The organism is Pantoea sp. 9140 (genome assembly GCF_000745295.1).
Lineage (GTDB): Bacteria > Pseudomonadota > Gammaproteobacteria > Enterobacterales > Enterobacteriaceae > Pantoea > Pantoea vagans.
Genome location: NZ_JQNO01000001.1, coordinates 433,009 through 458,103 on the forward strand (window position 1 = coordinate 433,009; position 25,095 = coordinate 458,103).

At 56.3% G+C, this 25,095-nt stretch carries 23 protein-coding genes; 11 read left to right on the plus strand and 12 right to left on the minus strand.

The features are described from left to right. Positions 1-18: 18 nt before the first annotated feature. Positions 19-918 (minus strand): LysR family transcriptional regulator, encoded by a 900-nt coding sequence (locus tag FA92_RS01835; RefSeq protein ID WP_033781881.1) that lies wholly within the window; start codon positions 916-918, stop codon positions 19-21. A gap of 105 nt (positions 919-1,023) precedes the next feature. On the opposite strand from FA92_RS01835, the gene FA92_RS01840 reads away from it, so the two are divergent. The 4 genes from FA92_RS01840 to yacL all read left to right on the plus strand — a co-directional run bounded on the left by FA92_RS01840 (position 1,024) and on the right by yacL (position 6,067). Further along, positions 1,024-1,533 (plus strand): phenolic acid decarboxylase, encoded by a 510-nt coding sequence (locus tag FA92_RS01840; protein WP_010253965.1) that lies wholly within the window; start codon positions 1,024-1,026, stop codon positions 1,531-1,533. Positions 1,534-1,619: 86 nt separating this feature from the next. Next, positions 1,620-2,477: an MBL fold metallo-hydrolase gene (locus FA92_RS01845; RefSeq protein ID WP_033781882.1), complete on the plus strand. Its 858-nt coding sequence runs from the start codon at positions 1,620-1,622 to the stop codon at positions 2,475-2,477. A 425-nt stretch (positions 2,478-2,902) separates the two neighbouring features. Further along, entirely contained in the window at positions 2,903-5,500 is a 2,598-nt protein-coding gene (acnB, locus tag FA92_RS01850) for a bifunctional aconitate hydratase 2/2-methylisocitrate dehydratase (protein ID WP_095706188.1), read from the plus strand. A 189-nt stretch (positions 5,501-5,689) separates the two neighbouring features. Next, entirely contained in the window at positions 5,690-6,067 is a 378-nt protein-coding gene (gene yacL, locus FA92_RS01855; protein ID WP_013356797.1) for a protein YacL, read from the plus strand. Between the two features lie 48 nt (positions 6,068-6,115). On the opposite strand, the gene FA92_RS01860 is transcribed toward yacL, so the two are convergent. The 5 genes from FA92_RS01860 to FA92_RS01880 form a co-directional block, all read right to left on the minus strand. After that, complete coding sequence (locus FA92_RS01860) at positions 6,116-6,787, minus strand: SDR family oxidoreductase (protein WP_197061507.1); 672 nt, start codon at positions 6,785-6,787, stop codon at positions 6,116-6,118. 8 nt (positions 6,788-6,795) lie between these two features. Then, positions 6,796-7,992, minus strand: a complete 1,197-nt coding sequence (locus tag FA92_RS01865; protein ID WP_033781885.1) for an exo-alpha-sialidase — start codon at positions 7,990-7,992, stop codon at positions 6,796-6,798. Between the two features lies 1 nt (position 7,993). Continuing rightward, on the minus strand, positions 7,994-9,409 hold the full coding sequence (locus FA92_RS01870; RefSeq protein ID WP_013356800.1) for a sodium:solute symporter family protein: 1,416 nt from the start codon (positions 9,407-9,409) through the stop codon (positions 7,994-7,996). 79 nt (positions 9,410-9,488) lie between these two features. Further along, positions 9,489-10,373: a dihydrodipicolinate synthase family protein gene (locus FA92_RS01875; protein WP_033781887.1), complete on the minus strand. Its 885-nt coding sequence runs from the start codon at positions 10,371-10,373 to the stop codon at positions 9,489-9,491. An 11-nt stretch (positions 10,374-10,384) separates the two neighbouring features. Then, positions 10,385-11,533, minus strand: a complete 1,149-nt coding sequence (locus FA92_RS01880) for an iron-containing alcohol dehydrogenase (RefSeq protein ID WP_033781889.1) — start codon at positions 11,531-11,533, stop codon at positions 10,385-10,387. A gap of 186 nt (positions 11,534-11,719) precedes the next feature. Between FA92_RS01880 and FA92_RS01885 the strand changes: the two genes are divergently transcribed. The 3 genes from FA92_RS01885 to FA92_RS01895 are packed head-to-tail and all read left to right on the plus strand — an operon-like array spanning position 11,720 to position 14,732. Continuing rightward, positions 11,720-12,988 carry a four-carbon acid sugar kinase family protein gene (locus tag FA92_RS01885; protein WP_033781891.1) on the plus strand — a complete coding sequence of 423 codons (1,269 nt, stop codon included), beginning with the start codon at positions 11,720-11,722 and terminating at the stop codon, positions 12,986-12,988. Then, entirely contained in the window at positions 12,981-13,961 is a 981-nt protein-coding gene (locus FA92_RS01890) for a D-threonate 4-phosphate dehydrogenase (RefSeq protein ID WP_033781893.1), read from the plus strand. The genes FA92_RS01885 and FA92_RS01890 overlap by 8 nt, the downstream gene beginning before the upstream one ends. Before the next feature lie 6 nt (positions 13,962-13,967). Beyond that, on the plus strand, positions 13,968-14,732 hold the full coding sequence (locus FA92_RS01895; RefSeq protein ID WP_013356803.1) for a DeoR/GlpR family DNA-binding transcription regulator: 765 nt from the start codon (positions 13,968-13,970) through the stop codon (positions 14,730-14,732). An 80-nt stretch (positions 14,733-14,812) separates the two neighbouring features. Here FA92_RS01895 and FA92_RS01900 read toward each other — a convergent pair whose 3' ends face one another. The 4 genes from FA92_RS01900 to FA92_RS01915 form a co-directional block, all read right to left on the minus strand. Next, positions 14,813-16,105, minus strand: coding sequence for a glycosyl hydrolase family 28 protein (locus tag FA92_RS01900; protein ID WP_033781895.1), 1,293 nt, complete (start codon positions 16,103-16,105; stop codon positions 14,813-14,815). Positions 16,106-16,278: 173 nt separating this feature from the next. Continuing rightward, positions 16,279-17,088 (minus strand): adenosylmethionine decarboxylase, encoded by an 810-nt coding sequence (gene speD / locus FA92_RS01905; protein WP_003854677.1) that lies wholly within the window; start codon positions 17,086-17,088, stop codon positions 16,279-16,281. A gap of 28 nt (positions 17,089-17,116) precedes the next feature. Further along, the gene (speE, locus tag FA92_RS01910) at positions 17,117-17,980 is read right to left on the minus strand and encodes a polyamine aminopropyltransferase (RefSeq protein WP_033781897.1); all 864 of its coding nucleotides are present in this window, start codon (positions 17,978-17,980) and stop codon (positions 17,117-17,119) included. Positions 17,981-18,082: 102 nt separating this feature from the next. Then, the gene (locus tag FA92_RS01915) at positions 18,083-18,430 is read right to left on the minus strand and encodes a YacC family pilotin-like protein (protein ID WP_003854673.1); all 348 of its coding nucleotides are present in this window, start codon (positions 18,428-18,430) and stop codon (positions 18,083-18,085) included. Between the two features lie 181 nt (positions 18,431-18,611). Between FA92_RS01915 and cueO the strand changes: the two genes are divergently transcribed. Then, positions 18,612-20,207, plus strand: a complete 1,596-nt coding sequence (gene cueO, locus FA92_RS01920; protein ID WP_033781899.1) for a multicopper oxidase CueO — start codon at positions 18,612-18,614, stop codon at positions 20,205-20,207. Here cueO and FA92_RS01925 read toward each other — a convergent pair whose 3' ends face one another. After that, complete coding sequence (locus FA92_RS01925) at positions 20,208-21,491, minus strand: cystathionine gamma-synthase family protein (protein WP_013356809.1); 1,284 nt, start codon at positions 21,489-21,491, stop codon at positions 20,208-20,210. It lies immediately after the preceding gene. A 235-nt stretch (positions 21,492-21,726) separates the two neighbouring features. Between FA92_RS01925 and hpt the strand changes: the two genes are divergently transcribed. Next, positions 21,727-22,263, plus strand: a complete 537-nt coding sequence (hpt, locus tag FA92_RS01930; RefSeq protein WP_013356810.1) for a hypoxanthine phosphoribosyltransferase — start codon at positions 21,727-21,729, stop codon at positions 22,261-22,263. Positions 22,264-22,344: 81 nt separating this feature from the next. Here the strand turns inward: hpt and can are convergent, their stop codons facing one another. Further along, positions 22,345-23,001, minus strand: a complete 657-nt coding sequence (can, locus tag FA92_RS01935; protein WP_033784496.1) for a carbonate dehydratase — start codon at positions 22,999-23,001, stop codon at positions 22,345-22,347. A gap of 108 nt (positions 23,002-23,109) precedes the next feature. Between can and FA92_RS01940 the strand changes: the two genes are divergently transcribed. Continuing rightward, complete coding sequence (locus tag FA92_RS01940; RefSeq protein ID WP_033781901.1) at positions 23,110-24,039, plus strand: ABC transporter ATP-binding protein; 930 nt, start codon at positions 23,110-23,112, stop codon at positions 24,037-24,039. Beyond that, entirely contained in the window at positions 24,036-24,806 is a 771-nt protein-coding gene (locus FA92_RS01945; protein ID WP_013356813.1) for an ABC transporter permease, read from the plus strand. Before FA92_RS01940 ends, FA92_RS01945 begins: the two co-directional genes overlap by 4 nt. Positions 24,807-25,095: the final 289 nt, after the last annotated feature.

The following is a 25,095-nucleotide window of genomic DNA, read 5'->3' on the forward strand; positions in this document are numbered from 1 at the left end:
GTGCCCTTCAATTTACGTTCAGCGGCGCACCTCCCACGCCGCCACCCGTTCCATAAACATCTGCGCCAGTTCAGCAATGGCGCTATTGCCGGGCAGTCTCTCTTCATTGATGTACATCACCAGCGTACTACTGCGTCGGCGGCCCTGAAGCAGCGGCAGGGGACGGAGTTCACCGCTCTTTAAGAGGCTGGCGATATTTTGTTCCGGCAGCCAGCCATAGCCTAGCTGGTGCTGGACCGCTTCAATCGCTGCCGACAGGGTAGTGAATGACCAGTTCTCTGCCTGATCGCCACTCACCTCTGACTGCTGCTGTTGCTGGCGATCCAGAATGGTAATACAGGGCCAGCGCGCCAGTGTGGCAGCATTAAGCGGGGCAGGTTCACTGTGCAGCGGGTGATCGCGATGGGCAACGGCGACGAAATCGACACTCATCAGGCTTTCGCCCGCTAAAGGGGTATCACCGTATTGCGCCACCAGCCAGAGATCGGCCTGTTGTTCAGCCAGCCTGTCTGGTGTTTCGCTGCGGACAATTTCGCTGAACCAGATGCGCACATGTGGATAGCGTTGCTGAAATATATTGAGCACATCAAACAGCAGAGGTTTTGGAAAGGTAGCATCTACCATTAAATCAATACGCGAACGTTCACCTCGTCGCAGGGCACTGGCCTTAGCTTCAAGCGCGCTAAATCCTTCCAGCAGTGGACGCACCTGCGCAAGTAACTGATGTCCTTCAGCACTCAGGACGGCACGGCGTCCCACCTGCTCCAGCAGTTCCATGTCGAGCCGTTGTTGAAGCAGACTCAACTGATAGCTCAATGAGGACTGGCTGCGATTATTCTTCTCCGCTGCCAGCGCAAAACTCCCTTCCTTTACGACGGCGTCGAGCAGATACCACTGTTCCAGCGTTGCTTTGTACATGGTAACCCATCTAAAAATTGAATAATTTAGTGCTAAAAATAGCGTTATTCATCGCTTTTGTAACGCGCAATAATCACATCAGGGAAAACAAATGAGGAATTAATCATGAGCACTTTTGATAAACATGACCTGTCTGGCATCGTTGGCAAACATCTGGTTTATACCTATGACAACGGCTGGAACTACGAGCTCTACATTAAAAATGCCAGCACCATCGACTATCGCATTCACAGTGGTATGGTCGGCAATCGCTGGGTTAAAAATCAGCATGTTTATGTGGTTCGCCTGGCGCAGGATGTCTATAAAGTCTCCTGGACTGAACCAACCGGCACTGATGTCAGCCTGGCCGTTAATCTGGCGGATAAAATTTTCCACGGCACCATCTTCTTCCCACGCTGGGTTATGAACAATCCGGAAAAAACCGTCTGCTTCCAGAATGATCACCTGGAAGAGATGGCGAAATTCCGCGAAGCGGGTCCGGCTTATCCAACTGAAGTGATTGATGAGTTCGCGACGCTGACCGTGATTCGTGATGTGGGTGAAAACAACGAAAGCGTGATTGACTGCCCGCCTGATCAGCTGCCCGCCAATTTTCCGGAAAACCTGAAAAATTAAGAGTGAACAGAAGAGGTCATCATGACCTCTTCTGCTTAGTTGTTTCTGACGTGTAGCTTCTGATGTGTAACGTATGAGGACGAAAAATGGATTTATCGACGAAGGTTTTTATCAGCAGTGACCAGCACGACGGCTTCGGTGTCAGTTCCACCATTATCATGGGTGAGAAAGAGGCGATGTTAGTCGATGCCCAGTTCACGCTGGCGAATGCGCATCGGTTAGTCGCTGAGATTATCGAAACCGGTCTCGACCTGAAACGCATCTTTATTACCCATCTGCATCCCGATCATTTTCTGGGACTTGAAGTGATTAAATCGGTCTTTCCGGCTGCTGACATTCTCTCTTATAAGCAGGTCGCCGAAGATGTTAATGACGCCTTTGACTTCAAAATTGATTACTGGGGTAAGCAGGTTTTAAAAGAGAACGGTGCCCGCACTAAGTTTGTGATCACCGAACTGGAAGAGGGTACGATCTGGCTGGAAGGGCAGGAGATTAAAATCCTGAGCGATCTCAGTGGCGATTGCATCCGGGTGACACCGCTCTGGATCCCCTCGACGAAAACATTGATCGCCTCCGATGTGGTCTTCGCGGATGCACATGTATGGATTGCCGATATGCGCACGCCGGAACGCATGGCGAAATGGATGGAAAGTCTGGATAAACTCGAAGCGCTGGCGCCGAAAGTCCTGATCGCTGGCCATTCGCGAACGACGCCATCGCTCAGCCCCTCAGCAATAGGCTTTACCCGCACCTATATCAACGATTTCATTAAGACGCTGCACAAGGTCAAAAACAGCGAAGAGCTGGTACAGGAGATGGAGCGAATCTATCCCAACCTGCCGGTGAAAATCTGTCTCGACTACAGTGCGCGGATTCTGAAAGATCACTACGTCTGGCCGGGTGACTGGCCGGTATCACTGCGGGAAATGAAAACCACGCTGTAATCGTCTCAGGTGCCAATGACACCAGGCTTATCTCTGGCCTGGTGTTGCTATCCGCCTGCATTCGCCTCTGCGGTAACCCGGAGGACCGTTCACTTCTATTCCTGCCAGTTATCTATTCCCCTGAATCACCTCACTAAAACTGCGCCAACGCTGACATAACCCTGCCGTTTTTACTCTGAGATGCGGTACGCTGCGGAGTGACCCGATTAGCCAGCTTAGCTGGCTGATGCGGGAGTATAAGCGGGCAGAACGGGCGCAGTGGATTATGTTGTATTTTTGTAAACAGATTAACAAACAGACGAAATCCTGCTATTCTGCCCTCCGCGAAACCGGGCACCTCAACCTGGACGAGAAAGGGAAGTGTGTTCTCCATAAGTGAGCAAGGTGGTCGGAAAGCCCTACATAATGAGAGCGAGGATAACGTCGTGCTAGAAGAATACCGTAAGCACGTTGCCGAGCGTGCTGCCCAGGGAATTGTACCTAAGCCTTTAGAGGCTTCCCAGATGGCCGCGCTGGTTGAACTGCTGAAAAATCCACCTGCGGGTGAAGAAGAATTTCTGACCGATTTATTGGTCAACCGAGTCCCACCTGGCGTCGATGAAGCGGCGTATGTTAAAGCCGGTTTCCTGGCGGCTGTCGCCAAAGGCGAAGCAACCTCTCCTCTGATATCTCCTGAAAAAGCGGTTGAACTGCTCGGCACCATGCAGGGCGGTTACAATATTCATCCGCTGATTGACGCGCTGGACGATAGCAAACTGGCGCCCATCGCGGCGAAAGCCCTTTCACACACGCTGCTGATGTTCGACAACTTCTATGATGTCGAAGAGAAAGCGAAAGCGGGTAATGAATACGCGAAACAGGTGATGCAGTCCTGGGCAGATGCGGAATGGTATCTGGCACGTCCTGAGCTGGCTGAGAAAATCACCGTTACGGTGTTCAAAGTCACTGGCGAAACCAACACCGACGACCTCTCTCCGGCCCCGGATGCCTGGTCACGTCCTGACATCCCGCTGCACGCCCTGGCGATGCTGAAAAATGCCCGTGAAGGTATTGAGCCGGATGAAGCGGGCAATATCGGCCCGATCAAACAGATCGAAGCACTGAAGACCAAAGGCTTCCCGCTGGCGTATGTCGGTGACGTTGTCGGAACCGGTTCTTCACGTAAATCCGCCACCAACTCGGTGCTGTGGTTTATGGGCGACGACATCCCGAACGTGCCGAATAAAAAAGGCGGCGGCGTGGTGCTGGGCAGCAAAATTGCACCCATCTTCTTCAACACCATGGAAGATGCGGGCGCACTGCCGATTGAAGTGGACGTCAATGACCTGAACATGGGCGATGTCATCGACATCTATCCGTTCAAAGGCGAAGTCCGCAACCACGAAACCAACGACCTGCTGGCCAGCTTCGAACTTAAAACCGAAGTGCTGATTGACGAAGTCCGCGCCGGTGGCCGTATTCCGTTGATCATCGGTCGCGGCCTGACCACTAAAGCGCGCGAATCGCTGGGTCTGCCGCACAGCACCGTATTCCGTCAGGCGAAAGATGTCGCGGAGAGCACCCGTGGTTTCTCACTGGCGCAGAAAATGGTTGGCCGTGCCTGTGGCGTCGCCGGTATTCGTCCGGGTGCCTATTGTGAACCGAAGATGACCTCGGTTGGCTCGCAGGATACGACCGGTCCGATGACCCGTGATGAGCTGAAAGATCTGGCTTGTCTGGGCTTCTCGACCGATCTGGTGATGCAGTCCTTCTGTCACACCGCTGCGTACCCTAAGCCAGTGGATGTGAACACGCACCATACGCTGCCTGACTTCATCATGAACCGTGGCGGTGTCTCACTGCGTCCGGGCGACGGCATTATCCACAGCTGGCTGAACCGTATGCTGCTGCCGGATACCGTGGGCACCGGTGGTGACTCGCATACCCGTTTCCCTATCGGCATCTCTTTCCCGGCGGGTTCAGGCCTGGTGGCGTTTGCGGCAGCGACGGGCGTCATGCCGCTCGACATGCCGGAATCAGTGCTGGTGCGCTTCAAAGGTAAGATGGAGCCAGGCATTACCCTGCGCGATCTGGTTCACGCCATTCCGCTGTATGCCATCAAACAGGGTCTGCTGACCGTTGAGAAGAAAGGTAAGAAAAACATCTTCTCTGGCCGCATCCTTGAGATTGAAGGTCTGCCGGATCTGAAAGTCGAGCAGGCGTTTGAACTGTCCGATGCGTCAGCCGAGCGTTCCGCTGCGGGCTGTACCATCAAGCTGGATAAAGCGCCGATTATCGAATACCTGAACTCCAACATCGTGCTGCTAAAGTGGATGATCGCAGAAGGCTACGGCGATCGTCGTACGCTGGAGCGTCGCGTTGAAAGCATGGAGAAATGGCTGGCCGATCCTCAGCTGCTTGAGCCGGATGCGGATGCTGAATATGCCGCCGTGATCGAAATCGATCTGGCTGACATTAAAGAGCCGATCCTGTGTGCGCCAAACGATCCGGACGATGCCCGTCTGCTCTCTGACGTTCAGGGCGAGAAGATCGACGAAGTGTTTATCGGCTCGTGCATGACCAACATTGGTCACTTCCGTGCCGCCGGTAAACTGCTGGATAGCCACAAAGGCCAGCTGCCAACCCGTCTGTGGGTGGCTCCGCCAACCAAGATGGATGCGGCACAGCTGACCGAAGAGGGCTACTACAGCGTATTCGGTAAAAGCGGTGCGCGTATCGAGATCCCGGGCTGTTCACTCTGTATGGGTAACCAGGCACGTGTGGCAGATGGTTCGACGGTGGTTTCTACCTCGACCCGTAACTTCCCGAATCGTCTGGGTACCGGCGCTAACGTCTACCTGGCATCTGCAGAGCTGGCGGCAGTGGCTTCACTGTTAGGCCGTCTGCCAACGCCGGATGAGTATCAGCAATTTATGGCGCAGGTCGATAAAACGGCCAGCGACACCTATCGCTATCTCAACTTCGACCAGCTGGCGCAGTACACCGATAAAGCTGACGGCGTGATTTTCCAGACCGCGGTCTGATTCTTCACCTGGCAGTCATGACTAAGGGGCGATGATTCGCCCCTTTTTTACGTCTGTGCATTGAGGGCGGTTCGATCAAAAGCTGGATTTCGCCAGACAGCCTGTAATAATGCGCGACGTGTCACACTATGCCGCGCAGGCAGCGCTGACACTCATTTAGTGACGCGATGACGTTAAGAGGAACGGGCGATGGAATATGAATTTTTACGCGATGTGACCGGACAGATTAAGGTTCGTATGTCGATGGATCATGAAGCGGTCGGCCACTGGTTCAACGAAGAGGTGAAAAACGATCCAGGATTGCTGGATGAAGTGGAAGCCGCAATCGAAGACGTCAAAGGCAGCGTGCGTCAGTGGCAGCGCATCGGCAGCGAGTACACCATCCTGCTGGATGAGGAAGAGGTGATGATTCGCGCCAATCTGCTGGCACTGGAAGATGACGGGATGGAAGAGGGGATGAACTACTATGACGAAGAGAGCCTCTCCTTCTGCGGCATTGAAGATTTTCAGCTGGTGATCGCTGCTTACCGCCAGTTTGTGAACCAGTACGGTAAACCCGTACGGTAATTTTTACGCTGATACAGGCCGGGCCACCCGAGTCGCCCGGCCTGTTCATTAACTCAGCGACGCACCGCCGCATATCACCAGCTGCTGACCGGTGATTGCCGCGGCTGCAGGCGAAAGCAGGAACCCGACCAGTCCGGCGACTTCCTGCGGCTGAATATAGCGGCCTATCGGTGGCAAGCGCGGCGGGGAACTGGCCCGGCCCGGCTGTTGCAGCATCGGCGTTTCGGTGGCACCTGGCGCCACGATATTGGCTGTAATGCCGCGCGGTGCCAGCTCTGCCGCCCAGCTGCGCACCATGCCGATCATCGCCGATTTGGTGGCCACATACTGACTACGGCACGCCGCACCGCCTGACGTGCGACTACCCAGCAGCACGATTCTGCCGCCCGCGCTCATCCGGGGCGCAAAATGGTTGGCCAGCTGTTCTGCGGCGGCAACATGCAGTTGCCACAGGCGTGTGCTGGCGTTCAGATCCAGCTCCCCGAGCGGCGCGGCCTGCATCATTCCCGCAGCATGGATCACCGCCTGCGGCACCGGCAGTTTGTCCAGTAAAGCCTGCAATGTCGCACTGTCGCTGATATCGATCTGATGGCTCTGCCAGCCCGTGTCTGCCCGGTTTATCGCCGATCGGCTCAGGCCAATTACCTGCCAGCCCTCATCCAGCAGGCGATTCACAATCGCCTGACCGATGCCGGAGCTGGCGCCGGTCACCAGCGCCATCTTTTCAATCACGCGTCACCTCCCTGCACCCAGGACTCCCCGACCCGCACATACTTGATCGCCTGGCGATACCAGGTGTAGGCGATATGCAGTTCGCCATTCACGCCCTGTTGGATGCTGGGATAAGAGAACTCCCGGTTTAACTTCTGCTGAGAGTTATTGGTCATGCAGTAGCCGTCGCCCTCGTCCAGATTGCGCTGCAGCGGCCAGCTTTTGCCGCCATCTGTTGAGATCGCCAGCGTCATTGGCGCTCGTGGCGCGCCCCAGAAGGCGGTGCGCCCGCTGTGCACCACCGGCTCGGCGGCAACCGCAACGTCACCGTCTTCTTCATCATCTTCAATTTCGTCATACAGCGACAACCGGCGCTCGCTGGCCCCTTCGGCGCTCATCGCATTGAACACCAGCGCCAGATGACCGTTGCGCAGCGTCGTGACCTGAATGGAGGAGTTATTGTTGGGCAGCGACAGCGGCTCGGGCGCACTCCAGCTTTCACCCTGATCAAACGAGCGGCTCTGGTAGATATGATCGGCCCAGCGACTGCGGTAGAGTGCCAGCAGCGAGCCATCATCCAGCAGGGTCACGTTCATATGAACGCAGCCGGTGCTGTCAGGCACGCTGACGTCGCGCCAGCTCTGGCCTTTATCTTCTGAGATTTTTACCGCGCTGACGTCATAGCTGCCGACCCACTTTTCGCCGGGCTGCGTCAGGCAGTAAAACACCGGCAGCAGCCAGTTGCCGTTGGGCAGCACGACAATCGGCTGACGAATAAAGGTGCCGGGCTTATCCAGCAGGGTTTTGATCTCGCCCCAGCTTTTGCCCATATCGTGAGACTGGCGATAGCGCACGATCGCGGTGTCCTGATTACCTGATTTCTGCGCCGTCCACAGCAGCCACAGTACCTGGTCGGGATCGAGAAACAGCACCGGATTCTGTTCTGAGCGACCCGGATCGTCAGAAAGCTTCTGCGCGTCACTCCAGCGATCGCTGCCTTTTGTCAGCCGGGAACACCAGACTGAGATATCGGCAATCCCTTCCTGCGTGCCACCAAACCAGACGCAAAGCAGATCGCCATCGGGCAGCGGCAGCAGGTTAGCCGCATGGTTTTGCGGGCAGGAGGAGGGCAGCATCGCAATCTGCTGGGCGCTATCCTGCGGGTGCGGCGCAACCAGGCCGGTGCGTTCTGCGGTGACGGTTTCCTGAGTCATATTAGGCTCCACTATTTTGTGCATTGTGTTGCGGTTGAGGCTGAGACTGGCGTGACGGGATACAGCGGTCAATCACCATAATGATGGCCGGCGTAATCAGCGCCACATACATATTGTCGATACCGAACGGATTACCCATCAGGAACCAGACGGACGTGACCACGCAGGCACCAATCAGACCGGCGTTGGCACCGCGCGTGCTCTTAAACCACGGCAGATAGAACGCCATGATCGCCACCACGGTGATCGACAGGCGAATCGCGCGGGTAAAGAACGAGAGCTTCAGCACTTCCGGGAAGAACAGGACAAACAGCAGCGGGAAGAAGCCGATGCCAATCGAGATCCAGCGCGTCACTTTAAATTCGCGCTCCGGCGTCGGATTACGATAAGGCACGTAAAAATCTTTCACCACCAGCGAGGCGATGGCCAGCGCAACGGTGCCGACGCTGACGAAAATCGAGGCCACCAGCGAGGTGGTGACGATACCCGCCAGCCACGGTGACATATCCTGCAGAAACACTGGCAGCGCATAGAGGCTCTTGATATCGGGATGCGCAAACTTCGCCGCCACGCCAATCAGCGCCATCGCCAGACCGATCGGCAGGCAGAAGATGAAGGCGACCCAGGTAGCGCGCTTCGCGGACTTCACATCTTTGGTGGAGGAGATCGCCTGGATCACAAACTGCGTACAGAAGATCGATCCCACGGTCCCGATCAGCCAGGCCACAATGGTACTGGCACCGACGTGACCATCCCACGTCCAGTAGAACGCCGGCATTTTCTCGATCATCGGGGCCACGCCGCCGGTCATTTTCAGCGCCACATAGAGAATAATCAGAATCCCGATGTACTTGATGGCGCTGTGCAGCAGCGTAACCCAGGCGACGCCTTTCATGCCGCCAAACGCAAAGTAGAAGGTGCTGACCACCGCGGTGATAAAGGCCGCCTGCGTCAGGTCGATCTTCAGCACGGTGGAGATCGCCGCCGCACCGCTGATGTAGTTCCCGACGTTCACCAGCAGCAGCGCATAGATCATAATCAGCGAGATAATGTTCTTGGTTGAGCTGCCATATTTCTCGGCGATGGCACCGGAGATCGTGATTTTTCCGGTGTTGTAGATGCGTTTGACCAGAATCAGGCCAAACAGCGGGAACCCAATCGCCGCGCCAATCACTGACCAGGAGGCGGCGAAGCCATCCTCAAAGGCTGCCTGCGCCGTGCCAATGGTCGATTTTGCCCCGATATACTCTGACATCAGCATAATGCCAACGATAAAGGCGGGCATGGCGCGGGAGCCTTCCATGAAGTCGCCGCTGGTTTTACTGCGCAGCCGCCAGGTCAACCAGGTTGTGAACAGGATATAGGCGACCACCATGCCGACGATCAGTAAGGTGCTCTCAGTTGAAAATGCTTTCATCATGACCTCGATTGTTCTGGCAGATGGCGACCATCAGGTTCGTTCTCATCTGACCGATAGGGTACAAAGGCGATGGACGTTATTGCAGGTAGTGGTTCACGATTTGACGGATCTGCTGCTGCTCGTCGGCGCTGAACTGCACCGCATAGCGGCTTTCACCCACCTCAAAGCCCTGCAGGCTGACCGCTTTTTTCACGGCGGCCGGTGAGAAACCGATGCTGTACAGCGCAGTGCGCAGGCCGGTGACGTTCTCCTGTGCCTGATGCGAACCGGCAATGTCACCGGCACTGAAGCGCGCCCAGATGGCGTTAATCGCCTCCGGTGCCACGTTTGCCAGCCCGGAAATGGAGGCGGAGCAGCCATCGACAAATCCCTGATGAATCAGCGAGTCAGGGCCGTTCAGCACATCAAAGCCCTCACAGTCGGCGGTGGCCTGCAGAAATCCGCTCAGACTTTCATAGCTGCCTGCGGAGTCTTTAATACCGATGATGTTCGGGTGCGCGGCCAGCGTGCGAACGGTCTCTGGCTGCAGGGTATTGCCGGTTCGCGCCGGGATGTTGTAGAGGAACAGCGGCACCGTCAGCGCGTCCGCTACGCGCTGATAGTGGTCGATCAGCTCCTGCTGTTTCAGCGGCACAAACCATGGAGTGATCGCCGAGACGGCATCCACGCCCAGGCGGGCAATCTGTTTGCCGAGCCGGATCGTTTCACGGGTCGAAATCTCGCCGATGTGCGCCACGACAGGCGCGCGGCCGTTGACCTCATCGACGCAGGTGGTGGTGACGGCCATCTTCTCCTGCTCGTTCAGCACAAAGAATTCGCCGTTGGTGCCGCCAGAGAAGATACCGTTACCGGCGTTGATCTGGCGTCTGACCTGCTCACGCTGTTTCATCGGATCAAAGGCACCTTCACGGTCAAAGGTGGTGACGATGGCGGTCAGTACGCCGTTGATTTTCTTATTCATGACAGTCCTCATTACGCCTGGCAGGAAGGGAACAGCGTCAGGTAGACGGCGCGCACATCGTCGGCGGTGACCGCCATCGGCACGTTTTTCATCAGGCGCTGCACGTCGAGTGCCGCTTCCACTAAATAAGGCAGGTGATCCGGGCCGATGCCCAGTGCTTCCAGGCTGGCAGGCAACTGCAGCCGCGCAACCAGCGCGGTGAAGTAGTCGACCAGCGCGTGTGATTTCTCTTCATCGCTTAAACGGACGTCAGCGTCCGGCAGCAGGTCATAGGCCTGAGCGAATTTGCTCACTGCGGCCGGACGGACAAAGCGCATGCAGGGGGCCAGCAGAATGGCGTTGGCAACGCCGTGTGGCAGGTGATATTTGCCGCCAAGCGGATAGGACATCGCATGCACCAGATGCGTCCCGGCATGGGCAATCGATGCGCCGCCATAATAAGAGGCCCAGAGCATCTCCAGCCGTGCCTGCAGATTCTCCGGCTCGCGCAGCGTGGTTTCGAGATTCGCGAACAGCTTCTTCATCCCAATCAGCACATAGTTGTCACTGACCGGGTTAGCCACGTTGGCGGTGAAGCACTCGATCAGATGACACAGGGCATCAATGCCGGTAGACGAGGCGATGTGCGGCGGCATGCTGGTGGTGAATTCCGGCACCAGCGCCACCACATCGGGCAGCATCACCGGTGAAATAATGCCGACTTTGGTCTCTTTCTCCGGGATCGCCAGAATTGCATTCGGCGTCGCTTCTGAACCGGTGCCGGCAGTGGTCGGGATGAGCATTGAACGGGTGCGGCGCTGCGGTTTTTCACCTGCCAGCAGGGCATCTAGTGACGGTGCTCCGTCGATGCACAGCACCGAGAGCAGCTTCGCCACATCCAGCACGCTGCCACCGCCGATGCCAATCACCATGTCGGCCTGGCGCTGCGCGAGCGTTTCTATAATCGCGGCCACATCATGCTGGCTCGGCTCGGGCGGCACGCTGTTGACCACGCTGATACGCGGAATCTGCTCCCGGAGTTGCCCCATCAGCGCCTGAACCGCCGGAATCGCTTCAATGTTCCGGTCAGTCACCACTACCGCTGTCGTTACGCCCCTCAGCAGATAGCGCATGTCGTTTAACGCCTGATAACCGCTAATCACCGTGCTGTTAATGTTCATTTCATACCCTTTTTCTGTCATGACTGAGCAGATGATTAATTTTGCTCAGCGCAATGCGATGTCAGTCACTCTCTGTGGCTAATTTTATAAGGCATATCGATTTCGATTAATTTGAACTTGCTCACATATAATCAATAATGATTGAATATAATCAAATGCAGCGGCAATAGCCTGACAGGAGTGAGGATGGGCTCATCAATATGGAAAACCCCGGTGCTGGTCATCGCCGATGACTTTACCGGTGCTAACGATGCAGGTAGTGGACTGGCACAGGCCGGTGCCCGTGTACATGTGCTGTTCGGCACCGCCGCGCCTCAGCCCGACGAGGCGGCGGATGTGCTGGTAATCAGTACTGACAGCCGGGCGGTCATCATCAGTCAGGCGGCAGAGCGCGTCACGCAGGTGGTACAGCATTACGCGGCACAGTTTCAGCAGGGCTGGCTGTTCAAAAAGATCGACTCCACGCTGCGTGGCAACGTCGGTGCTGAAACGGTGGCGGCACTGCGCGCCAGTGGCAAAAGGCTGGCGCTGGTGGCACCGGCCGTGCCGCGCCTGGGCCGCACCACACGTGAGGGCAGCGTGTGGGTGAATCAGCGGTTACTGACGGATACCGAATTTGCCAGCGATCCCAAAACCCCGATCCTCAGCGCCCGCATTCTCGATCAGATGCAGATCGACGGTATGGAGATCGATCTCGCCACGCTGCGCAGCGATCGGCTGGATGCCGTGCTGGCGGCTGCGCAGGGCGTGGTGGTGGTAGATGCCGAAACGGAGGCCGACCTGGCGCGACTCATTACCGCTGCGGCGCGGCTGGCAGAGAAGCCTCTGCTGGTCGGGGCCGCCGGATTAAGCGATGCGCTGGGTGCTGCGCTCTCAGTTCGTCCTTCTTGTCCTTCGCGGCCTGTGCTGGCGGTGGTGGGATCGATGAGTCGTCAGGCAGAGCAGCAGATCGCCACGCTGCTTAACCAGCAGGCAGTGGAAATCGTGGATGTTGATATTCGTCAGCTGTTTCAGCAGCCCGCCTGGTGTGGCCGGGATAGCTGGATTGAACAGGCGGCTGCCGCACTGCGTGCCGGTCGCCACACGGTGATCCGTACCTGCCAGCATGAATCCCAGCGACACGCGATCGAGGATCTCTGCCAGCAGCACAGCGTGACGCGCCAGCAGCTGGGTGAGGCGATCTGTCAGCTGCTGGGCGAAATGACCCTGAGTCTGTGCCGGGCACAGCTGCCGCATGCGCTCTATCTGTCGGGTGGCGACGTGGCGATAGCCGTTGCTCAGGCGCTGGGGGCCAGCGGCTTTAAAATTCAGGGTCTGGTGGCGGGCTGTGTGCCGCACGGGGTTCTGCTTAACAGTGAATTTACTCTGCCGGTGATGACCAAAGCGGGTGGCTTTGGTGATGAAAATACCCTGGTAGCAGCCATTGGTTTTATTGAGGAGAAGTCGAGTGAGTAAAATTATTGCGATCACCATGGGCGATCCGGCGGGCATCAGCCCGGAAATCATCATCAAAGCGCTCTCTGAAGGTGAGCTGAATGGCATTCCTGCCGTGGTGATTGGCTGTGCCAGTACGCTGCGCCGCATTATGGCGATGAACATCACCCCGCAGGCTGAGCTGCGGGTGCTGGACCGGGTCGCCGATGCGCGGTTTGCGCCCGGCATTATCAATGTGATTGATGAGCCGCTGGCTGATCCCGATGCGCTGAAACCTGGCGTGGTACAGAAAGAGGCGGGGGATCTGGCATGGCGCTGCGTAAAGCGTGCCACCGAACTGGCACTGGCCGGTGAGGTGCATGCCATAGCCACCGCGCCGCTGAATAAAGAGGCGATGCATGCGGCGGGCCATCTCTATCCGGGGCACACCGAACTGCTGGCGCACCTGACTGACACCAAAGATTACGCTATGGTGCTCTATACCGATAAGCTGAAAGTCATTCATGTCACAACCCATATTGCGCTGCGTAAGTTCCTCGACACGCTCAACCAGACACGCATTAAAACCGTGATTGGTATGGCGGATACCTTCCTGCGTCGTGTCGGCTACAGCGCCCCGCGTATCGCCGTCGCGGGTGTTAATCCGCACGCTGGTGAGAACGGGCTGTTTGGCGACGAGGAGATCACCACCGTTGCCCCCGCGATTGAGGCGATGAAAGCGCAGGGGATTGATGTCTCCGGGCCTTGCCCGCCGGACACGGTGTTTCTGCAGTGCCAGGATGGACGCTATGACATGGTGGTGGCGATGTACCATGATCAGGGGCACATCCCGCTTAAACTGCTGGGCTTCTATGATGGCGTGAACATTACCGCAGGCCTGCCGTTTATCCGCACCTCTGCTGACCACGGCACGGCATTTGATATCGCCTGGACAGGTAAAGCGAAGTCTGACAGCATGGCGATCTCGATTAAACTCGCGATGCAGCTCGCATAGGGAAATATGAAGGGACAGAGCCGTCTTGACCAGATTATGGATTACCTGAAAAGCCATAATCTGGTGACTGTTGAGCAACTGGTCAGTGCGATTTCCGCCTCACCCGCCACGATTCGACGTGATTTAATTAAGCTGGATAAAGAGGGCGTGATCAGCCGCAGTCATGGCGGCGTCACCCTGAATCGTTTTATTCCTGCCCAGCCGACTACGCTGGAGAAAATGCAGCGGAACCTGGCCGAGAAGCAGGCGATCGCCGAGTGCGCCGCGAGCTTTGTCCGGGCGGGCGATGCGGTGGTGCTGGATGCAGGAACCACCATGCTGGAGCTGGCGCGACAGCTCACGCATCTGCCGCTGCGGGTCATTACGGCCGACCTGCACATTGCGCTGTTTCTGTCAGAATTTAAGCAGATTGAAGTGACCATTATTGGCGGGCGGATCGACGACTCCAGTCAGTCCTGTGTGGGCGAGCATGGACGGCGGTTGCTGCGCAGCATCAATCCCGATATCGCGTTTGTCAGCTGTAACTCCTGGAGCCTTGAGCGCGGCATTACCACGCCGACTGAAGAGAAAGCGGGGCTGAAACATGACCTGCTGGCCAATGCGGCGCGCCGGGTTCTGCTGGCGGACAGCAGTAAATATGGCTCCTGGTCGCTGTTCTGCGCCTCACCGGTGGATGACCTGACCGATGTAGTGACCGACAGCCGGTTAGATGAGGATGTCTGCCGCACGCTGCGCGAGCGCGGTATTACGCTGGCGCTGACCTCTGCCTGAACTGAACGCGCCGTGCTTCTCTGACCTCATCGTAAAGCAGGGCGAGAGCAGCACTGCGCGTTTATCTTCTGCAGTCGCCGTTAACGTGCGTAGGCGTCATGCTCTTCGCGCGTCATTGCCGGCGCGTCTACTGTAACCCGCTCAAACCTCAGATTCGTTACGCCCGCTATTTTGCCAAACTCCTGCGCCTGCAGCGTGATGTCGCTGAAACTCAGCTGTTCGATTGGATTTTCCGGCGTGCCTTCAATAAAAAAGGCGCGGGAAAACACCGCAGCCTCAGTCAGGCTGCTGCTGATATGACTGATACTGATATTCTCAACCCGCGTCAGGCCAGCATCACCTGTGACGCCTGACGCCAGCTTACGCCAGTGCGAAGGCTGTTCGGTATCGGCAGGCTGTTCGCTGTAGCTGTACTGCGGGAACCAGTTCAGCTGCAGCATAAACGGATAACAGACATCCTCCATCTTCAGATGGCGAACCACGATGTTTTTGATCCAGCCGCCGCGATTCCGGGCTGACTTGATGCGAAAGCCGACACCGGTTCCAGAGAAGCGGTTATGTTCGATGATGACGTTTTCAATACCGCCAGAGGTTTCGCTGCCCAGGGTAATGCCCGAACCTTTCAGCAGAGTGCAGTCGCGAATAATGATATCGCGTGCGGTTCTCCCGAGCTGCTGTGCTTCCGCGCCGCGACCCGATTTCACGCAGATATTGTCGTCATTGCAGGAGACCGTGCAGCCCTCCACACGCACTAACTGGCTGGAATCAATATCAATACCGTCGGTGCTGGGGCCGGTGGCGTTCATGACACGTAGCCTCTGCAGATTCACCTGTTTCGAATAGCAGACGTGCAGGTTCCAGAAGCCGGAATCCTGTGAAGTAAAGTCCTTCAGCGTCACGCATTCGCTCTCGTAAACCACCACGTTACGTGGACGTTTGCAGTCGTAATCCACCACCCAGCGCAGGCCGCGACGGGTATAGTCCGCCAGCATCCCGCTGTTTTCGTCGTCGCCCCAGAATTTATGCCACCAGACGGCACCCTGTCCGTCGAGCGTGCCACTGCCGCAGACGGTGACGTTGCGGCAATGATTGATGTTAAGCATCGCCGCGGGCCAGACCATATCAATGCCCGCCACGCGCGTAGCGATGTCCGGATAATCCTCCAGCCGCTGGCTGCCGAGCAGCACGGCATCTTTCGCCAGCTCCAGCGTCATCTCACTTTTCAGAAACAGCGCACCGGTCAGAAAGCGGCCAGCCGGGATCAGCACCGTGTCGCCTGCTGATGCGCTATCAATCGCGCGCTGTATCGCCTGAGTGGAAAGTGAGGTGGCGTCCGGGACGGCAGCGAAATCAATAATGTTAATTCTTGCCATTTTTTTGCCTGTAGTGGTTGAGAAATGAGCGTTCAGCGCTGAAAGTAGCACGCTCTGACAGGCAAATTATTGCTGGCGATCAGGGAATTACGGCAGTTGCCGTGATGAAAAGTCGGAGGGATAAGCGGGAAGAGACGCGCAGGTTTTGGGGTGTCACGCTGCGCGCCGGATCATCAGAGGGTCTTCAGGCCCACTGAGGGGATATTTCTGCCGTAGTAGATCTCACGCATCTCTTTCCACAGCAGGTCAGTAATACGCTTGTGCTCCTGCGGGCTGAGATCTTCCGGGCGGGTGTTAAACAGGTAGTGTTTCAGGTCAAACTCTTTCAGCAACATCTTGGTATGGAAGATGTTCTCCTGATAGACATTCACATCCACCATGTCATACATCGCTTTCATATCGTCAGACATGAAGTTCTGAATCGAATTGATCTCGTGATCGATAAAGTGCTTCATCCCTTTCACGTCACGGGTAAAGCCGCGCACCCGGTAATCGACGGTAACGATGTCTGACTCCAGCTGGTGGATCAGGTAGTTCAGCGCCTTGAGCGGTGAGATCACGCCGCAGGTTGAGACTTCAATGTCCGCGCGGAAGGTGCAGAGCCCGCCTTCAGGATGGCTTTCCGGATAGGTATGCACGCAGATATGGCTTTTATCCAGATGCGCCACCACCGAATTGGGCAGCGGGCCAGGATGTTCGGAATTATCGATATCTTTGGGATCGATCGGCTCTTCGCTGACCAGAATCGTGACGCTGGCCCCCTGCGGTTCATAATCCTGGCGCGCAATATTAAGCACGTTAGCCCCGATAATAGAGCAGGTTTCGGTCAGGATTTCCGTCAGACGATTAGCGTTATATTGTTCATCAATGTAGGCGATATAACCATCGCGTTCAGCTTCAGTATTTGCATAGCAGATATCGTAAATACAAAAACTCAGGCTTTTCGTGAGGTTGTTGAAGCCATGTAGTTTTAGCTTTTGCAATTTTGTTCACCCCCTTAAAAATGCACTGTCAGCACGCGGCCGATAGCGCATTTAACAGATATTGTGGCAGGGCAAAGCTGCCGGTATGGATCGCTGGTGTGTAGTAACGGCAGGTCAGGCCAGCTACCTCGAAACGCGCCTGCAGGGTGGCGGTATCGAGCTGGCGCAGCGCCGGATTATCACTCGCCCAGGCAAAGGTCATGATGCCGCCGTAATAGGTCGGAATCGCCGCCTGATAGAAACTGACATCCGCAAAGTAATGGCCCAGTTTGCGATGGCTGTTTACGGCCTCATCCTGCTGCAGGAAGCAGACGCCATTCTGCGCCACGAAGATGCCATTTTCATTAAGGGCCGCTTTGCAGCCGGCATAAAATTCGGAGGTAAACAGACTTTCGCCCGGACCAATCGGATCGGTGCAGTCGGAGATGATGACATCGAATTTTTCCTGCGTCTGATTAACGAAGTTAACCCCGTCATCGATCACCAGCGTAAAGCGCGGATCGTCATAGGCGCCTGCGCTGTGGTTCGGCAGATACTGGCGACAAAAGGTCACCACGCCTGCATCGATTTCCACCATGGTAATCTTTTCGATTTCCGGATGACGTGACACTTCACGCAGCATGGCGCCGTCACCACCGCCGATGATCAGGACGCTCTTCGCCGCGCCGTGCGCCAGCAGCGGAACGTGGGTCATCATTTCATGATAGATAAATTCGTCGCGTTCGGTGGTCTGCACCACGCCGTCCAGCGCCATTACGCGGCCCATCGCGGCATTTTCGAAAATGATTAAATCCTGATGCGCAGTCTTTTCACGGTACAGTTCTTTATCGACTGTGAAATACTGGCCAAAACCGGCATGAAGGGTTTCATACCACGTTTCATTATGGGCCATGGTGCTCTCCTCTGATGACATCGCCATGAAGATGGGCGGCACATGATAGCTAACACTGACCGTGGTTGCACGGTCAATGTCCGGCAGCAGAGGGCAGAGTAATTACCTGACGTAGGCCAGCAGGCTCAGTGAATCGCGGGCCAGTGACTTGCACTTTTTGTCGTTGGTGATGGCGATGCCGCTGAGATCGCGATAGCTGTCTTCACCCAGCGCTTTCATGTTGTAGTTGCTGTAGTTGCTTAAATCCCAGCGGTTCTGCTGAGCAAAAAAGACCAGCGCTTTGCGAATCTGTGCGTCCGGTAAATCCTGATAGCCACAATCATTTTTCAGATAGACGAAAACCGCCGTGAGATCGGCCAGATCTTCCGCTTCGGATTCGCTCAGGGCAAAACTGGTGGAGGAGAAGCCAAGGAGTCCCGTCAGCAGCAGGATCCTGATACTTTGCTTCATAGTCGTTCTCTTCAATGGATATTACTCATGACGTTAGCACAGTTATTCTCAGGTTTTCGATTAATTTGGCGCTGTGAGCCGCTGCACCGCCTTTTTTCATCAGATTCTCACGGCTAACACTTGACCTTCCCATAAGGTCAGGGTTTAGGCTGTGCGCTCTGATGCCACAAGGATGATCACCATGCAACGTCGCCACTTCCTGAAACTCACCGCCGCACTGAGTGCAGCCGGAGCCTTACCGCTCTGGAGCCGTTCGCTGATGGCAGCCACCCGTCCGCTGCTGCCAATTCCGTCACTGCTGGAAGCGGATGCCAGGGGCAGCTACAGCCTTACCGCGATGCAGGGCACCACGCAGTGGAACGGCAAAGCCGTGCCGACCTGGGGCTATAACGGCAGCCTGCTGGGACCGGTGCTGAAGTTGCAGAGTGGCAAACCGGTGACGGTGAATATCCATAACCGGCTCAGCGAAGCGACTACCCTGCACTGGCACGGGCTGGAAATCCCCGGCGCGGTAGATGGTGGTCCGCAGGCCGTGATTGCGCCTGGTGCTTCGCGTCAGGTCTCTTTTACCCCTGACCAGCCCGCTGCAACCTGCTGGTATCATCCGCATCTGCATGGCAAAACCGGGCATCAGGTCGCACAGGGACTCGCAGGACTGATTCTGCTGGAAGACAAGGAGAGCGGCACGCTGCGCCTGCCCACGCAGTGGGGCGTGGATGATGTGCCACTGATTTTCCAGGATAAACAGCTGACCAAAGATGGGCGCCTTATCGATTATCAGCTCGACGTGATGCGCGCGGCCGTGGGCTGGTTTGGCGACATGATGCTGACCAACGGCGTGCAGTATCCGCAGCATGCGGTGCCGCGCGGCTGGCTGCGTCTGCGTCTGCTGAACGGCTGTAATGCCCGTTCGCTGCACGTTGCCGCCAGTGATAAACGTCCTCTTTATGTGATCGCCAGCGACGGTGGCCTGCTGGCTGAGCCGGTGAAGCTCGACACACTGCCGATCCTGCCGGGCGAGCGTTTTGAGGTGATGATCGATACTTCTGACGGTAAAGCGTTTGATCTGGTGACCCTGCCGACGGATCAGATGGGCATGACGCTGCCGCCGTTTGACCAGCCGCTGCCGCTGGTACAGATCCTGCCGCTGCGGGTGATGGCCAGCGCCACGCTGCCGGATAAGCTGGCGACGCTGCCTGCGCTACCCGCCACCGACGGACTGACGACACGCTGGCTGCAGCTGATGATGGACCCGCAGCTGGACCAGCAGGGAATGCAGGCATTAATGCAGCGCTACGGCAAGAAAGCGATGGGCAAGGGCGGTCATCATTCGATGCCGGAGAAAACGGCTGACGAGCCGATGCCGCCAATGGAAAACATGGAAGGGATGGATCACAGCATGCACGGCATGGCGAAGCCCGCCGTTTACGATTTCCGCAACGGCAATAAGATCAACGCCCAGGCCTTTGATATGACGAAGCCGTCATTTGCGGTGAAGCTGGGTGATTATGAGAAGTGGACGATTTCAGGGGAAGGTGACGCCATGCTGCATCCGTTCCATATTCACGGCACCCAGTTCCGCATTCTCTCCGAGAACGGCAAACCGCCCGCCCCGCATCGGCAGGGCTGGAAAGATATGGTGAATGTCGACGGCTGGCGCAGTGAAGTGCTGGTGCGCTTCAACTATGTCGCCGCCGCCGAACACGCTTACATGGCCCACTGTCATCTGCTGGAGCATGAAGACACCGGCATGATGCTGGGCTTTACTGTGAGCTGATTACGCCTGATCGAGCGCCAGCCTGATATCTTCAATCAGGTCACCGGCGTTCTCGATGCCAATCGACAGCCGCACCGTGGCGTCCGTGATACCAATACGCTGACGCACCGCCTGCGGCACGCCGGAGTGGGTGGTGCTGCCAGGATGGCTGGCCAGCGACTCGGTTCCACCCAGGCTCACCGCCTGTTTAAACAGCGACAGCGCATTGAGAAAACGGAACGCAGCGGGCTGATCGCCGACGATATCAAACGAGAAGGTCGAACCTGCGCCGCTGCACTGTTCACGATACGTTTTCCCTTCGGCGCTCTCCGCATCCAGATAGGGCAGCCAGTGCAGCTTCGCCACTTTCGGGTGATCGCGCAGAAACGCCGCGACCGCTTCTGCATTGTGAAAGGCTTTCTCCATCCGCAACGATAATGTTTCCAGTGAGCGGCTGAGCATCCAGCTTGAGTGCGGATCCAACTGCGTACCGATGGCGCTGCGCAGGGCGCGTACTTTCGCCATCAGCGCCTTACTGCCCATCGCCGCGCCCGCAATCAGGTCAGAGTGACCGCCCACATATTTGGTCAGCGAGTAGAGCGAGAGATCCGCGCCCAGCGTCAGCGGCTGCTGGAACAGCGGGCCGAGCAGGGTGTTATCACAGGCGATAATTGGTCGTGAACCCTGCTGCTGGTCAATCTCATCGGCGATGCGCGCCATCAGGCGGATATTGACCAGGCTGTTGGTGGGATTTGCGGGTGTTTCAATCAGGATCACCGCCACCCGACCCTGGGCCATCGCCTGCTGAGCGGCTTCACGCACTTTGACTTCATCATTCCCGTCGCTGAAACCCACCGCTTTAATATCCAGATTGTGCAGCGTTTTGCTGAGCAGCGTTTCGGTGCCGCCATACAGGGGCTGCGAGTGCAGGATCACCTCGCCCGGGCGGGCAAACGTCAGCAGGGCCGTGGAGATGGCGGCCATACCGGAAGAGAAGAGCGAACAGCTCTCCGCCTGCTCATAAACCGCCAGCCGGTCTTCAACAATTTCGCTGTTAGGATGGTTAAAGCGGGAGTAGACCAGCCCACCCGATTTACCTTCCGGCGGCTCACGACGACCTGAGACATAATCAAAGAAGTCCCGTCCCTCTTCGGCGCTGTTAAAAACAAAGGTTGAAGTCAGAAACACCGGCGGCTTCACCGCACCTTCAGAGAGGCGGGGATCATAGCCATAGTTCAGCATCTGGGTTTCGGGGTGCAGCGGCCTGTCGCCGATATGCGTCTTTTTGCTTGATGATGAAGTCATTGTGATCTCCGGCCAGCGGCGCGAGTAGGGTAACGATCTGTTGGATAAAGGCTACCACGCAGCGAATCATGCTGGTAAATGCCAGAATGTTCTAAGGTAATGCGCATTTCAGTCAGCCGCCGGCAGCAGGGAATAATTTTCACGACGTAATCGTTTGCTCAGGAGCCGGCACAGCTCTCATGGCTGCGTCTGTGGTAGACTTCGGGGCTTTTCTGACGTAACCGGGCTGAACGCAATGAAACACACTGTTGAAGTGATGATCCCTGAAGAGGCAATCGCCACGCGCATCGCTGAACTGGGCAAAGAGATTAACGAGCACTACCGCGACAGCGGCAGCGATATGGTGCTGGTGGGGCTGCTGCGCGGCTCATTCATGTTCATGGCTGATCTCTGTCGCGCCATTGATGTGCCGCATGAAGTCGACTTTATGACGGCGTCCAGTTACGGCAGCGGCATGTCCAGCACGCGTGATGTGAAAATCCTGAAAGATCTGGATGAAGACATTCGTGGCAAGGATGTGCTGATCGTCGAAGATATCATCGACTCCGGCAACACCCTGAGCAAAGTGCGTGAGATTCTGCAGCTGCGTCAGCCAAAATCACTGGCGATCTGTACCCTGCTGGATAAGCCAGAGCGCCGTGAAGTTGAAGTCAATGTCGAGTATGTCGGCTTTGCCATTCCGGATGAGTTCGTGGTGGGCTTTGGTATCGACTACGCTCAGCACTATCGCCATCTGCCTTACATCGGCAAAGTAGTGCCGCTGGAATCCTGATACTGCTCTGACCGCACATTCTTCCAAGGCCTGCACCCGATGCCTGGTGTAGGCTATGTCGCGCTTTACGCCGCGATCGGCTCAGGCCTCGCCGTTCATCTGCAGATTAGCAATGCCGTGACGATAGCGCTGTTCAAGGATCTCCCGGCTGTTTGCCGTGACATCCAGGTTACGCAGACAGCCATCCTGAATGCCGTAAACCCAGCCGTGCAGGGAGACATCCTTGCCACGTTTCCAGGCAGATTGCAGAACGGTCGAGTGCCCCAGGTTATAGACCTGTTCAATAACGTTGATTTCGCACAGTTTGTCCAGGCGCTTATCCGGCGGGAGTTCCCCCAGCAACACGCTATGCTTGTACCAGAGGTCGCGGATGTGCAGCAGCCAGTTGTCGATTAACCCCAGCTCCGGGTTATCCATCGCCGCCTGCACGCCGCCGCAGCCGTAGTGGCCGCATACGATAACGTGTTCCACTTCCAGCACTTCGATAGCGTACTGCACCACGGACAGACAGTTCAGATCGGTGTGGATAACCAGATTGGCAACGTTGCGGTGAACGAAGAGCTCGCCCGGTTCCAGTCCGGTCAGGCGCTCGGCAGGGACTCGGCTGTCAGAGCAGCCAATCCACAGGAAGCGCGGTTTTTGTGCCTGGGCGAGCCGCTCAAAAAAGCTGGGATCTTCTTCAACCAGCAGTTTTGACCATTCGCGGTTGTTTCTGATCAGGGTATTGATGTCTGTCATGGCGTTGAGCGACCGGTTACTGCGCAAAGTGCGCGCGCGTACTATATGCCAGGGCCTGATAAATTTAAACGGCATTGCAATGCCATCAAAACAGGGTATGGATGCAGAATGACTTATGCACTGGAACTTTCCCGGCTGACCAAGACCTATCCCGGCGGCGTGCAGGCGCTAAAGGGCATCGATCTTAACGTTGAAGCGGGTGATTTTTATGCACTGCTGGGGCCAAACGGTGCCGGTAAATCGACCACCATCGGGATTATCAGTTCGCTGGTCAATAAATCCGAAGGTAGCGTGCGGGTGTTTGGCTACGATTTAGAAAAAGATGTGGTGAATGCCAAGCGCCAGCTCGGCCTGGTGCCGCAGGAGTTTAACTTCAACCCGTTTGAAACGGTGATGCAGATCGTCGTGAATCAGGCGGGTTACTACGGCGTTGAGCGTCGCGAAGCCAATGAGCGTGCGGAAAAATATCTGAAGCAGCTCGACCTGTGGGGAAAACGCACTGAGCGTGCGCGCATGCTCTCCGGCGGGATGAAGCGCCGTCTGATGATCGCCCGAGCACTGATGCACGAGCCAAAACTGCTGATTCTGGATGAGCCGACGGCTGGCGTGGATATCGAACTGCGTCGCTCAATGTGGGTGTTCCTGAAAGATCTCAATGCCAAAGGCACTACCATCATTCTTACCACCCACTATCTGGAAGAAGCTGAGATGCTGTGCCGTAACATCGGCATCATCCAGAGCGGTGAGTTGGTGGAAAACACCTCGATGAAAGAACTGCTGTCCAAGCTCAAATCAGAAACCTTTATCCTGGATCTGGCACCGCGCAGTCCGCTGCCGAAACTGGAGGGCTTCCAGTACCGGCTGACCGATACCTCAACGCTGGAAGTGGAAGTGCTGCGTGAGCAGGGCCTTAACAGCGTCTTCAGCCAGCTGAGTGCGCAGGGTGTGCAGGTGCTGAGTATGCGCAATAAAGCCAACCGTCTGGAAGAGCTGTTCGTTGGCCTGACGACTCAGGGAAAAACAGGAGCAAAAGCATGACACATTTGTACTGGGTGGCGCTGAAAAGCATCTGGGCCAAAGAGGTTAACCGTTTCGCCCGTATCTGGATCCAGACGCTGGTGCCGCCGGTCATCACCATGACGCTCTATTTCATCATCTTTGGCAACCTGATCGGGTCGCGCATTGGTGAGATGCACGGCTTCAGCTATATGCAGTTTATTGTGCCGGGATTGATCATGATGGCGGTGATCACCAACGCCTACGCCAACGTGGCATCATCGTTCTTCAGTGCCAAGTTCCAGCGCAACATTGAAGAGCTGCTCGTTGCACCCGTGCCGACCCACATTATCATTGCTGGCTATGTAGGCGGTGGTGTTGCGCGTGGCGTCTGCGTCGGCATTCTGGTGACGGCCATCTCGCTGTTCTTTGTGCCGTTTCATGTGCACTCCTGGTCGATGGTGGCGATCACGCTGCTGCTGACCGCGATTCTGTTTTCACTGGCCGGTCTGCTCAACGCCGTCTTTGCGCGCACCTTTGACGATATCAGCCTGATCCCGACCTTTGTGCTGACGCCACTGACCTATCTGGGCGGCGTATTCTATTCGCTGAGTCTGCTGCCGCCGATCTGGCAGGCTGTCTCTAAACTGAATCCAATCGTTTATATGATTAGCGGATTCCGTTATGGCTTCCTGGGCATTAATGATGTGCCGCTGGTCTTTACGCTCTCGGTACTGGTGGCCTTTATTCTGGTGTTCTACTGGCTGGTCTATGCGCTGATTCAGCGCGGACGCGGACTGCGCACCTGACAATACGTTAAATGGTAAGGGCCACGCTGCAATAAGGGCGTGGCTTTTTTTTTGGTGAGTGAAAAACAACCCGAACTAGGGTTCTCCCTGGCCTTAAAAACGATGTTAAAATCTGCCTGGTCATTTCTTTTCTGTCTCTGAAGCCGCTCACGGCCTCGCTTTCATCCTTTTTCACAAAAAGTAACCCTAAGTATTATCTGATAATAATCTGTCACCTTTCGCTATCTTAATGATTCTTAACTGTTAAATATTTTTTAAGAATAGGCTTAAAGGCTGGCTGTTGTTTATT